At 32.2% G+C, this 16,388-nt stretch carries 10 protein-coding genes; 5 read left to right on the forward strand and 5 right to left on the reverse strand.

Annotated features, from left to right (window positions below):
* Positions 1-30: 30 nt before the first annotated feature.
* Positions 31-900, reverse strand: coding sequence for a DUF2911 domain-containing protein (locus tag FTRAC_RS00735; RefSeq protein WP_013452305.1), 870 nt, complete (start codon positions 898-900; stop codon positions 31-33).
* A gap of 60 nt (positions 901-960) precedes the next feature.
* On the opposite strand from FTRAC_RS00735, the gene FTRAC_RS00740 reads away from it, so the two are divergent.
* From FTRAC_RS00740 to FTRAC_RS00760, 5 genes are all read left to right on the forward strand, one after another.
* Positions 961-1,572, forward strand: a complete 612-nt coding sequence (locus FTRAC_RS00740; RefSeq protein WP_013452306.1) for a DNA-3-methyladenine glycosylase — start codon at positions 961-963, stop codon at positions 1,570-1,572.
* Positions 1,573-1,612: 40 nt separating this feature from the next.
* Positions 1,613-2,440 carry a universal stress protein gene (locus FTRAC_RS00745; RefSeq protein ID WP_013452307.1) on the forward strand — a complete coding sequence of 276 codons (828 nt, stop codon included), beginning with the start codon at positions 1,613-1,615 and terminating at the stop codon, positions 2,438-2,440.
* A gap of 360 nt (positions 2,441-2,800) precedes the next feature.
* On the forward strand, positions 2,801-4,381 hold the full coding sequence (locus FTRAC_RS00750; RefSeq protein WP_013452308.1) for an OmpA family protein: 1,581 nt from the start codon (positions 2,801-2,803) through the stop codon (positions 4,379-4,381).
* Positions 4,382-4,390: 9 nt separating this feature from the next.
* Positions 4,391-5,029, forward strand: coding sequence for a TetR/AcrR family transcriptional regulator (locus FTRAC_RS19040; protein WP_013452309.1), 639 nt, complete (start codon positions 4,391-4,393; stop codon positions 5,027-5,029).
* A gap of 63 nt (positions 5,030-5,092) precedes the next feature.
* Positions 5,093-6,058, forward strand: a complete 966-nt coding sequence (locus FTRAC_RS00760; RefSeq protein WP_013452310.1) for a deoxyhypusine synthase family protein — start codon at positions 5,093-5,095, stop codon at positions 6,056-6,058.
* A 48-nt stretch (positions 6,059-6,106) separates the two neighbouring features.
* Here FTRAC_RS00760 and FTRAC_RS00765 read toward each other — a convergent pair whose 3' ends face one another.
* From FTRAC_RS00765 to FTRAC_RS00780, 4 genes are all read right to left on the reverse strand, one after another.
* Positions 6,107-8,056 carry a DUF3857 domain-containing protein gene (locus FTRAC_RS00765; RefSeq protein ID WP_013452311.1) on the reverse strand — a complete coding sequence of 650 codons (1,950 nt, stop codon included), beginning with the start codon at positions 8,054-8,056 and terminating at the stop codon, positions 6,107-6,109.
* Between the two features lie 55 nt (positions 8,057-8,111).
* Positions 8,112-10,097 (reverse strand): transglutaminase domain-containing protein, encoded by a 1,986-nt coding sequence (locus tag FTRAC_RS00770; protein ID WP_041649368.1) that lies wholly within the window; start codon positions 10,095-10,097, stop codon positions 8,112-8,114.
* Positions 10,042-13,284, reverse strand: a complete 3,243-nt coding sequence (locus FTRAC_RS00775; RefSeq protein WP_013452313.1) for a toxin-antitoxin system YwqK family antitoxin — start codon at positions 13,282-13,284, stop codon at positions 10,042-10,044. The genes FTRAC_RS00770 and FTRAC_RS00775 overlap by 56 nt, the downstream gene beginning before the upstream one ends.
* Positions 13,285-13,444: 160 nt before the next feature.
* The gene (locus tag FTRAC_RS00780) at positions 13,445-16,345 is read right to left on the reverse strand and encodes a helix-turn-helix and ligand-binding sensor domain-containing protein (protein ID WP_013452314.1); all 2,901 of its coding nucleotides are present in this window, start codon (positions 16,343-16,345) and stop codon (positions 13,445-13,447) included.
* Positions 16,346-16,388 lie beyond the last annotated feature (43 nt).

A 16,388-nucleotide genomic window follows, 5' to 3' on the forward strand; every position in this document is an offset into this window, starting at 1 on the left:
GAGATTATCACAACCGGCTTCAATGATTTTTTACAAAGAGTCAATTAAATCCTGATTTCTTTTTACGTATCCGAAATCTCCTGAACTATTTTGTTTTGCTAACTCAATTGATTTTTCTGCTACTTTTTTAGCTTCCTTCTTATTACCCATTTTAGCTAAAATTTGAGCTTTTAGATGAAGGTTCCAAAACTGAGCACTATTATTTCCTTCAGCCAAATAGGAGTCAATCCATTTCAAGGCTTGATTTAAATCTCTGTCATTAGTATAGTAGTAATTTGCAGCAGTAATCAAGTTTCTTGGATTCACTTTGGTGTGTTGCTCAATTTGCGCCATTACCAAGTCATCATAACTTACTTCGAAAGGAACTTTTAAGCTTACATTTTCCCATCGGAAATGGATGTTAGCTTTTTTATTGTCAGCATTGATATCTGAGATTTGATAAGTTAAGGTTTCTACAGTTTCATCTAATTTTTCAACTTCTTGAATTATAGACAATACTTCTTTAGACTCATCATAATTCCCAACATTTCCACCTAATGAAAGGTCACTGTACAACTTGAATTCCCACTCATTTTCGCCTGGCGTCATGAATATTAAATATTCACCTGGTTCCACTTTAGTGCCTGCTATAACTGCTTCTGTATTGATGTTTAGTACAGTTCCACTATTAGCACCAGCTCTCCATAAAACTCCGTAAGGTTGTAAATAATCATTTCCTTCTCCAAAAATTTGACGACCTTTTACGCTGGGTCTAAAGTAGCTGATTGCAACATCAGTTAATCCTACTGTAGTCTCAACTTTAGCCTTCGGTGAAGGCTGAGGTATTTCAATTTGAGCTTTTAGCTCAAGCGTACCTATTAATAAAATAGATAAACCAAAAAGTAAAATTGATTTTTTCATAATGATTTGTGTTTTAGTTTAATTAAATTGCTATTTAGCCAACTAAAACTACTTTTCTTAATGAAAGTTGCAAAAAAAAGGTTAGAGAGGTCATTATTTTTAAATTCAAATGTTGTAGAACTAGCTCAACGCTTATTAGGTAAGCTAATTTGTACTAATATTAATGGTGTGTATTGCGAAGCGATAATAACAGAAACAGAGGCATATTCTGGTGAGAATGATAAGGCATGTCATGCGCACATGGGTAGGTTTACAAACAGAACAGCAACAATGTATGAAGAGGGAGGAACTGCCTATATTTATTTATGTTATGGAATCCATCATCTTTTTAATGTGGTATCCAACGTCAAAGGTAAAGCAGATGCAGTGTTGATACGTTCCGTTGAGCCTGTAGAGGGTATTGAGAAAATGCTTGAACGAAGAAATTCAAAATCTAATCGACCAAAAATCTATGCAGGACCCGGTAAATTATGTCAGGCATTAGGTATAGATAAATCCTTAAATGGGGTTGATTTAGTGAATAGTAATGTAATTTATTTAGCTGATAGTGATATTGATGCCGCAGAGATTATTAAAACTACTCGAATAGGGATAGATTATGCTGAAGAAGATGCCTTATTGCCCTGGAGGTTTTATTTTTCAGGAAATAAATATGTTAGTAAGTATAAATAATATTTATTTTTTTTAAATTGAACATAAAATAAAGTTTGTTATGGATAAATTTTTGTGCCCTATAGATTTTTCAACCTATTCTTTAAATGCCCTTGAATATGCGGCTAGAATATTGCAGGTTAGAAAGGGAAGCATGACGCTTATCCATATCTTTTCTGAGAAAGAATTTTTACATGCTTTGGATGGCGAAAAATCCGATTTCAATGATTTAAAGGATCATGCCAAAGAAAAGCTTTACAATTTGGCTGATGAGATTGAAAAGGAGTATGGCTTTGAATGTGATGTTGTACTATCAATTGGAGATGTAAACAATTCTATTAGTAAATATGCCAATGAAAATGATTACGATCTAATTGTGATGGGAACACAAGGGAATGGATATAGCAGACGAACAATTATTGGTAGTCGTACTATTAGAACAGTTGAAAACAGCGTTACACCAGTTTTAACTGTTCCATTAGAAGCTGAGTTCAAAGGGTGGAATTCTGTCGTTTACGCATCTGATTATTCAGAAAAGGATAAAATTATCATGCAAAAATTGGTGAGCTTTATTTATAGTTTCCGAAGCAGAATCCGCTTTGTACATGTTAGCCACTCCAAAAACAAAATGAATGAAAAGAGCTATCAGGAGTTTAAGGAAGAGTTATCTAGTTTTTTAGGATACGAAAAAATAAGTTATTATTTAAAGGAGTATAAAAAGGATATCAGTAGTGGTATAGAAGAATTCGTACTTGAGCAAAATGGTGATTTGCTAGTACTCCTGAAAAGAAAAAGAAACTTTTTGGAAAAGCTCATTGGCAATAGTGTGTCTACAGAAGTTTCGTATTTAAGTACCCATCCGTTATTGATTTATCATGAAAAATCATAAACTAAATACAATTGAATTCAGAGCTCATATAGCCATTTAAATTTGGATGTAATAATTGCCAAGTTATTGAAACATTTTTATATTTGGTTTTGAGATTTTAACATTTTCTGCTTAACTTCTTTTTTCATTTATATTTCAGAATTAGGACTGTAACTGTTTGATAAACAATTGCTAAAGATTGGTTTAATGTTTGTTGTTTTATTAGTTAATATATTTAATTGTAGTAGATTAGTACTTTGAAAAGTTAATACAGTTGTTTTTTTGTTTAATCTGATGAAGATAAGAGGTAATATTTTTATAGATTGATAATTGTAATGTTTTATGATTTACAATAACTTGTAAGTGCTTAATTATTAAATAATGAGAGTTATATTATTTGTATTCATATCATTTTTTCTAACACTAGAAGGTGTTTCTCAAGACAAGCCAGTTCTTATAGATTCACTTGAAAGCATTTATGATGATATTTCACCGGTCATAAGTCCAGATGGTATCACTATATATTTTACGAAAAAGAATCATCCTGAAAATAAAGGAGGGGAAAGAGATCTTGGCGATATTTGGTACGCTGAGTCACAAAATGGTGTTTGGAATTCCGCTAAGCGATTGCCAGGGCCTGTAAACAACACCAACTTTAATGCAGTCATTGGCATCACCCCAGATGGAAATATTATGTATGTTGTGGGGAATTATAAAAGCCCCAGAAAGGGAGGAGTGTCTTATTCAAGAAAGATTGGAGAGAACTGGAGCGAACCTCAGCCAATTGATATACCATACTTTAAGAATAAATCAGATCATTTATCCGGCAGCCTGAGCAAGGATGGTAAAATCATGGTTTTAAGTCTGGAAAGTTTTGGCACCAGAGGTAATGAGGATATTTATTATACATTCAGGAAATCCATCGATGAATGGACTGAACTAAGGAATTTAGGAGTAGATATAAACACTGAAGCACAAGAACTAACTCCGTATTTAGCTAAAGACAACAAAACTTTATTTTTCAGTTCAAACGGAAGAGGTGGAAAAGGAAGTAGGGATGTTTTTTATAGTAAAAGACAGGATGCTACATGGACAACTTGGTCAAAAGTTAAAAATTTAGAAAATGTTAATACGGAAGGAGCGGATTGGTATTTTAGGTTAATAGAAGAAACTGATAAGGCTCTTTTAGTGAATACAGTTAACAGTATTGGGTTGGGTAATATCTTAATGACCAAAACTCCAAATGAAGTGGATATAGAGCCTGAAATTGAAAAAAGCATGACCGCTTCATCACAATCTGTTTTGCCGTTTAAAAATAATAGTAACACATCTAAGACTAGAGAAAAAATAAAAGTCAAATTTGAAGTAGTCGATGGTTTTAGCGGAAATACATTAACACCCCAGTTGCTTATTAAAGGAGTAAATGAAATGAGCAAAAGTTCTTATTCCGAAATTGTAATGGGAAAAACATCATCTTATCAGACTAAGCTTTTCAAAGACTCCATCTATACTATTGATATTTCAGTTGAGGGTTATTTAGATGATAAGCAAACCATTAAAACAGACAGTATTGAAGATAATTCAACTGTGAAGCTGGAGCTGTTGAGTTTGAAAGAGGGGACTACTATTCAATTAAAGAGTGTGTTGTTTAAAAGAGGGACATCTGAAATTAAAGATGGTTCTTTTGAAGAACTAGATCGAGTGTATACTATGCTAAAGAAAAATCCAACTGTTGAAATTGAATTAGCTGGCCATACAGACAATACTGGAAGTGCTAAATTAAACATTGAACTATCACAAAAGCGATCAGATAAAATTAAAGAATATTTGGTAGAAAAAGGCATAAATCCCAAACGATTGCAAAGTAAGGGATATGGAGGAGCACGCCCTATAGCTAGTAATAAATCTGAAGCTACACGAAAACTGAACCGCAGAGTAGAATTCACAATTATTAAAATTTAATATTAATTAATGCTTACAGAGGAGCTTAGCTTGAGGGAAAGAAAGGCAGCAAAATTGAAGATGTTGATTTTGAGTCTTGCTAAAGAAATGCTTTTGAAAAAGAATTTTAATGATATTCATGTAATTGATATTTGTAAGGAAGCTAATATTTCTAAAGTAACCTTTTTTCGATATTTCCCCCAGAAGGAAGATTTGTTACTTTATTTTATGCGTGTTTGGTCTTTTGAGATAAGTGTAAGCTTGCTGAAACAAGACCTGAATGGAATAAAAGCCGTAAAATATATTTATGATCGATATGGAGATTTATGTGAAAGATATGATTCCATGATTCTGCATTTAATAAAATATCATGCGGCTTCGTCTAAAGTATTAAAGCCTATAAGCATTAAGAAAGCCGAAAAGTACCTTCTATTTCCTAATTTCGAAGATATTAAACAGATGGAAGTCTTGGCTTTTGATAAATTATTAGAGAAGTATTTGTTGGAAGCCATTTTTCAAACTGAGATAACCAAGAGTTCTAATGTCAATGATATGGTAGGGATGCTACTGACCAATACTTATGGTTCGATTTTAGTAGCGAAAATGAAGCAATTACCTGTAAAAGCCCTGCTCAAGAAAAATATCAATGCAATTCTGGAAACTTTCTGAATATTAAATTTTCCTGACGGTCTACTCACCATTTTTCATTATTTTTACCACAAATAATTTAATATGAAGATTACAGAATTTTTAAAACATAACTATCGCCATTTTAATGCTGCTGCACTTATTGATGCTGCAGATGCTTACAAAAGTCATGTAGAATCTGGCAAAAAGATGTTAGTATCACTAGCTGGTGCGATGTCTACTGCAGAGCTTGGTATTTCCTTTGCTGAAATGATCCGACAAGATAAGGTGCAGATCATAAGTTGTACTGGAGCCAATCTTGAAGAAGATTTAATGAATTTGGTAGCGCATAGTCATTATGAAAGAGTGCCTAACTACAGAGATCTAACACCACAGCAAGAATGGGATTTGTTAGAAAAGGGACTGAATAGAGTAACAGATACTTGTATTCCAGAAGAAGAAGCTTTCAGAAGATTGCAACAGCATATTTTTGAAATCTGGAAAGAAGCTGAAGAAAATGGAGAACGATATTTTCCGCATGAATTCATGTATAAATTAATTAGGTCAGGTGTATTAGAGCAATACTACGAGATTGACCCTAAAAACAGTTGGATGTTGGCTGCTGCAGAGAAGAACTTGCCAATTATAGTTCCAGGCTGGGAGGACAGTACAATGGGGAATATTTTCGCCAGCTATTGCGTAAAAGGAGAGTTAAAACCATCCACCATGAAGTCAGGAATTGAATATATGACTTTCTTAGCTGATTGGTATAAAAATAACGCAGGTACTGAGGGTGTAGGTTTTTTCCAAATAGGAGGGGGTATAGCTGGAGATTTCCCAATCTGTGTGGTTCCAATGCTATATCAAGATTTAGAATATACTGACGTTCCCTTTTGGAGCTATTTCTGTCAAATTTCCGACTCTACTACTAGTTATGGTTCTTATTCAGGGGCAGTACCTAATGAGAAAATTACTTGGGGTAAATTAGATATTGATACTCCTAAATTTATTGTAGAATCAGATGCCACTATTGTTGCACCATTGATTTTTGCGATTGTTTTAGGGCAGTAGTAATTTAAGTAAGCTGGGTAGTATAATCCGGCTTACTTATATACAAATTCATTTCTTTTTCAGTACCAGCACTATTTTGTTAAAATCAGCAGCGGCATTTATGACTTTTTGGAAAGCTTCAAATTCTTCTTTTGGATAATGTATCTTTTCATAAAATTCATCAATTTGAATGATTAATTGATTTTGATTTATTTCATAAGTTGACTTAAATTTAAATATTTCGTTGCCTTCAATGTTTTTCACCACTTCATCTATATTTAAATCTTCTAAGTTTTGAGGTTCGTATTGAGGGGGGAGGTTGATCGTGATTTTTCTATCATATTTCCTATTAAATTCATTTACAACCTTTAATTTTCGATCTTCTTCCTGATAAAGTTCAGATTGTGGGCCAATCAATTCTCCTACTTTCAATAGTAAAGTAGGGCCAGCTTTATCTAAAAATGCTTTAGAAGTAAAAGTACTTGAAATTTCCAGGGGAGTTGTCCAATTTGTATAATCAAACTCAGATTCTTGAAATTCCATTGTTTGAATATCAGCATCAGTTGTCATGAATTTTACCAAATTTTTCAATAATTCTTCTTTTTGTTTTTCTTCAATAATTGGTAATATTGATTTAATAAAAGAAGATTGATATCCCGTGAATTTTCTTTTTAAATTTATCTTGTTACCCGATAGGTCTTCTTGAAAATCAACTACAACTTCCATATCGTCCCTATTTAAATCGGCTGACGGGGCTTCAATATACCGTGTTTCAACCACAGGGATGACATAATCTCTGATCTTAGTTTCCTTAATAAATATTGCATTCGTAGCAGTGTGTTGAGCAGGTACCATGTCAAGCCTCACTGACATATCGTGAGGGGTTAAATATTTGTTGCTCTTGGGTAAATATATTAGATAATCAGATAGGTAATTATAAGTTTCAAAGTCTAAATCTATTTCCATAACTGACCTATCAGGAGTTACCACTAGCTCATACTGCAAATTGAATTCATTAAGTAGAGCTACAGTAAGCCTACTAAGACCTAATTTGTTACTGAATTTATTTTTAATGATAAAATCCAATTTACTTGATTCTGGTCCGGCATTTTCTTCGTAGAAGTAATTTTTCTTTAGATAATCTTCAATATATGCAGCTTTTTCATATTCACTTGATGTAGTTGGCATATTCAACTTCTTAAGTAGCTTACGAACAGCTTTTTCTTCTGATTTCTCTCTTTCTGTAATTGCTGAGTAGGTGTTTTTACCAATTTTTTCCCATGTATATATTTTGGATCCATCACCATATGTATTAAATGCTAGTATGAACTCTACTCTCATTCTTTCTGAATTATAATTTGAAAATGGCTCATTTGTTAATTCAGGAATATTTTTGGCTGTGATATTGTACTTATTGTAATCTTCAGTATTGGTAACCTCAATTTCGGGAAGCCCATTATAGCTCTTTACATCGTAGCGTAGATTAGCAGGACATGATAATGTAAACTGAAATTTATTTGTAGGATTATTAAATTGGGCATATTCCCTTCCAAAGTTTAAAGGCTTCATTTTTCGAGTATGAAAAAATTCTATTTCATCACCCACTTCAGCTCCTTCAATTGCAAATATTTTATATCCTTTCCCTCCATCCTTGTCTTCAACTTCCTTAATTTCATTTTTGTCTAATTCAACTGTTTTTCCATCAGGGCCTAATGTTCTAGCCTTTACATCCATTATTTCAATAGTATTTTCCAAAGGAATGTATATTCTATTATTTGATGAAACTGCTTTATCATTGTTGACTTTAACTATAGAATGCTCGGTACTATATAACACAAGCTTTTGATCTTCATAAACAAATTGGTATTGATGCTTATTTAAGATACTAATTTCGCTATTGCTTTGATTTTTATTTAGTTTTTCTGGATTCCTTTTGTCTTCCCAATTATAAGGTTGGTATTGCTGAGAAAAGCCAACACTTGCAATAGAAAAGATGATTAGTATAAATATGTGTCTCATTCTTTGATTATTATAAGTATAAAGTTGTTAAAAATGGATAGGACATCTTACCGAGCTATTTTTTTAGAATAATAATTTCGCTAAAGGCTTCGCTTAATTTATTGATCGCATTATTCCAGTTTTCAAATTGATCGGGTTGCATTAATAAATAGTCTAAATAGTATTCTGATGATAGTATTACTTCATCGTCTTTTTGTGTATAATTAATACTAAAACCAAATAAGTCTCCTTCAAAAGCATGATCTTGAGGTAAATATGTTACTTTGTAATCCTCTGGTATCGTAAATCTATTTACATTTCTTTGAATAAATTTATATTCATTTTCTATTGACTGCGTTCTATCTTCATCAATTTGATCATTATTAAAAGGCTTTTCAAGATTCAGGTTTAGGTAAATTTCATCACCAACTTCCTGGTAATAGTTCTGTACAGAGAAAGAGTAATCTATTAAAAGTGGAAGGTCTAAATCTTTCAACTGTTTAATATTATAATCTTCTAATTGAAATTTATTGCTGCCTTTGGATAGAAATCTTTTAAGATAGTCTTCTTTATCTTGTTCACTTGTAACATCAAGTTTATAATTATTAAAAACTCTTGCGAAACCAGATAAACTAACTTTTCCACTGCCTTCAAGTACTCCGTTTTTCAAGCTGAAACGTATACTGTCAGTTATTAAACTAACTTGTTTATCGATTTCTGGCACTTTTTTTATTTCATAGTTATCTCCCAATGAGATCAAAACTTCTTTGCCTTGAATCATAGATGATGGAATTTCAAAGGGAGAAAATTGTGCTGTAGCGTCAAGGTAATAGTAGTTATTATCATGAATATATGTTGCGATCATATGATTATCTACCGAAGGCGTAGCAAAATCAGAATAGTTATAAGGTATATCTCTGGTTCCTACCCAAGTGAAGTAGGCCTCAATTCCAGCATGGTGTAGCATATTTACCACTAAACTTGCCATATCTTTACAATCACCATAGCGTTTACTGCATACATAAGCTCCGTTGTGAGGAATAAAGCCTCTCATGCCATCTTCAAAAGCTATATATTTAATGTTTTGCTGTACCCAATAAAAAATTGCTTTAGCTTGTTCTTTTTCATCATCAATATCCTTGATTATGGAGTTCGTTAATTTGTCTATTTCTGCACTATAGTTAGTTTTTAAGCCTTCAATAAAGCCTCTATACCATTTATGAAGATCTTCTGGACCCGATAGGAGGTTTACTGTTTTATTTTTATCATTATCATAACTGTTGATTCTTAAATTTATATGAGGAATAAAGTATTTAACATCAGGGGTGTTATTTTCTATTTTGTATTTACTAATATTTTTTACATTGTATGTGTATTTTATTTTATTTCTACTTTCTTCCTTTGAAATCTTTAAATCATGACCTTCAGTATTTCTGAGATCAAATTCAACGTCAATTTGCTTGTCAACTTCAATAGTATAAGTGGCATTCACGATGGGTAAATAACTTTGAAAATAAAACCCAGGAGCAAAGCGAGGTTCGCTTAAGGTTCTAGTATATTCCAAAATAGTTTTGGATCCCGATTGAATTCCTGGAAATATAAAGTTCAATACCTTGGTGTCATCATAAAATACAGAAGAGTTTTTATCGAATGATTCTTTAAATTCGTCCACCTTAAATGTTTTAGTCCTGTTTTTGTATGGGACTTCCGTGAAAGCCTCAATATCATTTATGGTTTCAAATGAATTGGTATATATCTTATTAGTTGTATATTGATTAGAATAGGCGCCTAGGTGAATTATTTCTTCGTAATTCTTTGCTTTAATAACTGGCTTGCCTTTTTCCATTATAATTTCCAAATCAAGTGCTATCTTATTAAAAACAGCTTGCTCATTGGGATATGATTTCTTCAATTTATTCGTCAGGGAATTTAAATCTTGTCCTTGTGAATTGAAAACATGAAATAAAATCAGAATCAAAAACCCACAAATTTTATGATGGGTGCGTTTAGTATATGGTTCCATCTCTGTAATAGGTCTTGTTAATAATTTCTCCTGTTTCATTGTATTCTATTCGCCAACCATTTCTTTCTCCACCTAAGTATTCAATCTCTTCTTTTATGTTGCCGTTTTGATAATATTCTATGACTTTTCCTTCCACATAGTCATTTTCAAATCTCACTGTACGTTTTATGCTACCATCTTTGTAGTAGTTTTTATCCGTTCCTTTGGCAATGCCATTTTCTATTAATTCTTCACTTTTTAACTGCCCAGAAGGATAAAATCGTAGTTTTTTGCCACTAAAATATCCGTTTTCATAAGTTTGGACAACCGCTAACTGCCCGTTTTGATAATAGGTGATGATTTCACCAGTTCCATCGAAAGAATTTGTTTTATATTCACCTTCTTTGTTAAAACCTGAGAAAGAAATGATACCTGATTTATCGTATTCCTTAATTAAGTACTTCTCTCCATCTACTGTGTAAAATGAACATTTACCAATTTTTTCACCATCTACATAATTGCAGACGGATTGCAATTGACCAGATTCGTAAAAATCTTTAGAATAGCCATTTATTTTGTCATTTTTATATACCCCCTCAGACTCTAATGTCCCGTCCTCATAATACCAATACCATTTACCTTCTTGTAAGCCGTGATTATACATACCCTTTACTTCAATATTTCCGTTTGGATAATAAACCACATATTCCCCATTTAGCTTTCCATTTTTAATAGGGCTATGAATATATTTTTGTCCAGAAGGGTAATAAGATACAATATCTTTGGTGTTTTCTCCACAGCTAATTTCAGTTTCATAATAGGTTTTTCCATCATGATATTTCAAAATATATTCACCATTCCCAAATTCAAATGTATTGGTGTGAAATTTATTCCCTAAAGTGTCATACTGATTTATTTCCAAGAGATATCCATTTTTATATTTAAATCTTTTAGTGATTCTTTCTTTGTTGTCATAGTGATTTTCATATCCATTAGGTTCTCCACTAAGGAAATATATATCATTAGCCAAAGAACCATCTTTATCATAGAACTTCCATAATTGCTGTTGTTGGTCATCTATTATCCATCCTTCATTTTTAATATTTCCATTATCATAATAATTAATGTTATAACCGTTTTCGATTCCATTTTCGAAGTCGCTTTTTCTTGAAATACTTCCGTTTTCATGAAAGACTATAAATTCTCCCTCCAAGAGCCCATTACTATATGTGCCTTCGCTATTTTTTTGCCCGTTCTGATAGTAATTAATAAACTTATCTTCAAGCTCCCCATTTTTATAAGTCCCTTCTTGATATTTTGCTCCAGTTGGGTAATATGCTATATATTCAAAGCTTCCTTTTTTATCGAAAGCTTCATTTATTAATTCTCCTTTTGTATTAAAATTTTTATATCCTACAAACTTATCATCATTATAATATGATTCTTGCATTAAAACACCTTCGGAAGAGTATGTTTTATTTATATAGTCATAATCATTGTTGTTATAGACTTCTTCAGTGTCAAGTTTTCCGCTTTCGTGAAAAAATTTCCAATGCCCTATTTTTTCTCCTTCCTTATATAGACCTTCAAAAGAAAGCTTTCCATTTTCATAATAGCCTTTCCATAAACTATCATATTTGTCATTTTTGTAAGTCCCTACGGTTTTCAATTGGCCGCTCTGGTAATAAGCATGGAATGGACCCTCAGCTAAATTATTTTTATATTTCACACTATTTTGTACTGTACCATCATAGTAGTAGGATACATAGTCCTTTGTTAGCTTGTTATCCAAGTAATTATAGGTTGCAACACTATCGCCTATTTTATTAAAGTAAATACCTTGTCCTTGTTTCTCTCCATTCTTGATGCTCCATGTTTCTTTTAATGCTCCACATGAGTAGTATGTTTCAATTTTACCATGGGGCTCACTGTTTTTATAGAAGACTTTAGAAGAAATTATTCCAGTTTCGTCATAAAAAGTTATTTCCCCTTCTATACTATCCTGGCTATAATTTTCAATTTTTTCAAGAATTCCGTTGTCGTAATAGTACAACCATTCGCCCTGTTTTTGTCCTTTATTATTAAACTCTCCTTCAATTTTTACTTCACCGTTAGGATGGTAAAAAACCCAATCATCTAAATACAAGTCATCTTCATATTTTCCTATAGCAAAAAGCTGATTGCTGTCATAAAACCAAAATGGGTACTCTTCAGATTTACCATCACGTTTAACATGATTTATTTCTCTAAATTCCTTTAGGTAATTATTTGTAAAGTCATAAAATGATGACAATTCCTTTTCGTTTTTCTTTATCCATTTGCTAACATCTTTGTTGTTTGTTGATGATAAAATGAAATGGATAAAAGAATTTTCCATTTCTTCTTTCTGATAAGATGTATAAAGAGGGACATAGAAATTCATCCAAAAGTTATTCGTATTTTCTTTATAAGAAAGGGATTCTAGTATTAGTTCCATTTGCTGAGCTACTGGTGCCCTTAGCACGATGTCCGTTTTAAATTTATCGTCAGTGGCAGCATTGCTATTGATAATGAGCTCTAATTCTGTAAATACAGTTTCGGAACCCCCATCGATTGATCCTTGAAATTCAAGTGAATTTTTAAATAAATCATTCAGAATTACCAAGGCCTGATTGTTTGATGGATTTAAGGCTATTCCCATTGAGTAGCTCAATGCTGCTCTGGTTTTGAATCCTTTTAAAGTCATTAAATTCCCCAAAAGTATATGAATGCTACTATGAAAAGGGTTTATTTTTAAACCTTGCTTAAATACAGTCTCTGCTTCATCATACATTTCAGCCTTCATGTAAATCTTACCCAAATTGAAATAAAGAGATATTTGATAAGGATATTTTTCTAAAGCTGTTTCAATTTCTTTAATTGCTTTTTCTTTCTTACCTAACCCTAGGTAAGCGGTTCCTAATTGATTATAAAACACTAACCTGTAAGGGTTAGTAGAGTTCTTATATTCTTCTCCTATAGTTATAGCCTTTTCAAATTGATCAGTTTTATTATAAGCAAAAATCAGTTCTGATAGCATTTTAACATAGTTTGTATCGCTTTCAGATATTTTTAAATATAACGGTATGGCTTCTTCGTATTTACCCTCATTAGAAAGCGTATTTGCTTCGGTTAATAATTCTTGTGAATTAATCAAAGGGGTGGGGCTGTTTTGGGCTGATAATGCAAAATTTACTAAAAATAGAATGCTAATAAGAAGGTATTTCATAAAACATAATTGTGTTGAACTTACAATAAAAATATATTATGAATTATAAAACAAATAAATCACTTGTTAAATATATTTTTTGAATGAAAAGCTTTTTCCTTGATATGAGAATATAGTTGGAATAGATTTTATTGTCTAGAAAATTGATGATAGTAGGTCATCAGTATTTCAATATAAACTCCTGCAAATTATCCGAACGTTCCAATTCAAGCTTCTTTCGCAGCCTGTAGCGTGCGATTTCTACGCCTCGAACTGAAATGTTCAATAAGTTGGCTATTTCTTTAGTGCTAAGGTTCATTCGTAAATACGCACTTAGTTTCATTTCTTGGGGGCTTAGGTCAGGATAGTCTTTTTGCCATCTTTTGATGAAATCACCATGCACTTGGTCAAAATGAATGGAGAAATGTTCCCAATCTTCATCTGCTGAAATGTTTTTATCAATATTGTGAATTACCCTGCTAATTTCATGTTTTACCTCTTGATTTTTACTCCGTTTGGAAATGTTATTCAAGTTTGTTTTTATACTGTTTATAAAGCTATTTTTATTAATCAAATGCATAGTTGAGGTAGCTAATTCCTTGTTTTTTAGTTTAATTTCCGATTTTAGCTTCTCGTTTTTCAAGTGTTCCAATTTTTGTTCAGAGGTTTTTAATTCACTGTCAATTCTTGTAATTTCTTTTTCTTTCTCTTCCGTTATAATTTCGGTTTTCTTTTTGTATCGTAATTCGAAAATCAGGAAGACTAAGACTGAAGTAACCAATGCAAGAAAAACATAAAGTCCATACGCCCATGGTGTGCGATACCAAGGCGGCAAAATGGTGAATTCGTAAGTAGCCACATTGCTCAATTGCCCATGGATATTTTTCGCTCTAACATGGAACACATAATCTCCCTCAGGTAAATTAGTATATTCCTTTGCAGTTCTAATTGACCAATCACTGTAACCATCTTCATTATTTTCAAGCCAATATTGATACTCGTTTTGAAATTGACCATTCATATATGGAGCACTATATTCAATTCGTACAGAGTTATCTCTAAACGGGATTTTTATATTCTTATTAACCTGCTCAAACGTGACATTTTGTCCATCCATTTGTCTTCCGTAGGTAATGATAGAGTCTTCTTTTGAATTGGATATGCTGATTTTAGTGAATATTACACTGTAATTTATTTCTTGTAATTTTTGGACAGAGTTATCAAAATGGATAAAGCCTTCTTTAGCCGCAAACAATACCTTATTGGCTTCTAAAGTTATAATGTTGTGTAAATCATCATTTAAAACATTTCTTAGTTGATTGAAAACAGCCGTATGTTTTTTATAATTGCCGTTAGTACTTTTTTCTAACACTCCCGTTTCATTAGTACTAACAAAATAGATGTTTCCTAGTGCATCCTCTGCAAAACTGACTATTTGTACGCTTTCAGGGAAATGATCGGATAAGAATGAAGATCTAATAAAGCGGTCTTTCTTTTTATCATATTCATAAATTCCGCTTTCTGTCGAAAAAATAAGTTGGCTATTTAACCTCCAGACATTAATCAGTACTTTAGAAGGTAACCCCTTTGTTTTTCCATAATATTCTGATTGAACAGACTTTAAATCTTCGGATAAGTTGATTTTATAAACACCTTTATAGCCATGAGTCATCCAAATATTACCTTCTTCATCTTCCTCCATCACTCTAGAGGATTCTTCAAAACCATCTAATTTCCATAGAAACACCAGTCCTCTTTCAGTTTTTTCAAAAAGTGACAAACCTTTATAGTTTCCTTGTAGTACATATTTTGGATGCTTTCTTAAATCAAGTAGCGTCCAGGTTCCAGATATGTTGGCAAGTTTTTGAGCTTCTCCATTTTTAATGTCGAAAGTCCCAGAATGATGACCCATTACAATGGAGTTATGCAAGTGTTTGATATTATAAACTTGACCTGTTGTGTTTTCCACTTTTTGAAAGGTGGAGTTTTTATGTTGAATATTTTTGAAATACAATCCATTATTCGTTCCTAGATAAAGTGTGTCTCTTAATAAGAGTGCATCATATCCAGTTCCTGGTAGCCCAGTTTGTTCATTAACATGTTCAAAAGGGGAATTCAAGGCCACTGACGAGATACCATTGTTATGCCCAAGCCATAAATTACCTTGAATATCTTCATATAAGGAGAGGACTGTTCTATTTTCAATACCTCTTCCTTTATTGAGCTGCATTTTAATATTTCCTTTTGTGTCTAAGAGAAATAGCCCTTCATTTTGAGTCCCAATAGCAATTTTCCCACTTTTTAACCTGATCATTTGATTGATATTGGAGTTTTGAAAAGTGGACTGATTTTGCTGGTTCCAAGTGCTAATGGTATTGCCAGTCTTTAAAAACACTCCGCTTTTTAGTGTGCTGATTAACAATTGATTATTACTAATTTCTAGAATCCCGCTAATGGTCATGTTTTTAAAGAAACCACCAAGATCTGCTGGTTTTACTCTTCCATTTTCCATGACGGATAAACCTTTTCCTGCCTGGTTAAGGTAAAGTTGATGATTTACCAAGAAAAAGTTATCAGGATCGGTTTCAGGATCAACTATATTTAACAATTTTCCTGATTTATTGAAAACAAATATGTCATCGAAAGTGCAAAATAGGAGTTGATCATTTTTTTTAAAAACCCTCCATGCTTCATCAAAGTTTCTTTTATCTCCCGGAATACTGTCAGCTAAACTAACAAAGGTCAGTTTGCCTAAATTATTTGGAATATAGTAGCCAAAATCACCTTGAGCTGCGATATAGATTTTGCCATCAGTGTCAACAAATACATCTCTACATTTAGTCCCGCTTTCTAAAGAATACTTATTCCAATTGGTGCCGTCAAATTCCAATAATCCAAAATTATTAGCTACATATAGTAGTCCATTTTGGCTTTGAGTGATTTTCCAATTTTGTATTCCCCCATGATAATCTTGACTAGAATAATATTTGTAAAATGGATAACCAATGAATTGCCCATAACTATAGTTCGCTACTAGAAATAGACCAATAATTATGAATAGTATCTTAAACCTCTCTTTCATTTCCTTGATGTTAATTGGTTACAATTTAGTGAAATATGATAAG

The sequence above is a fragment of the Marivirga tractuosa DSM 4126 genome, assembly GCF_000183425.1.
GTDB classification, from domain to species: domain Bacteria; phylum Bacteroidota; class Bacteroidia; order Cytophagales; family Cyclobacteriaceae; genus Marivirga; species Marivirga tractuosa.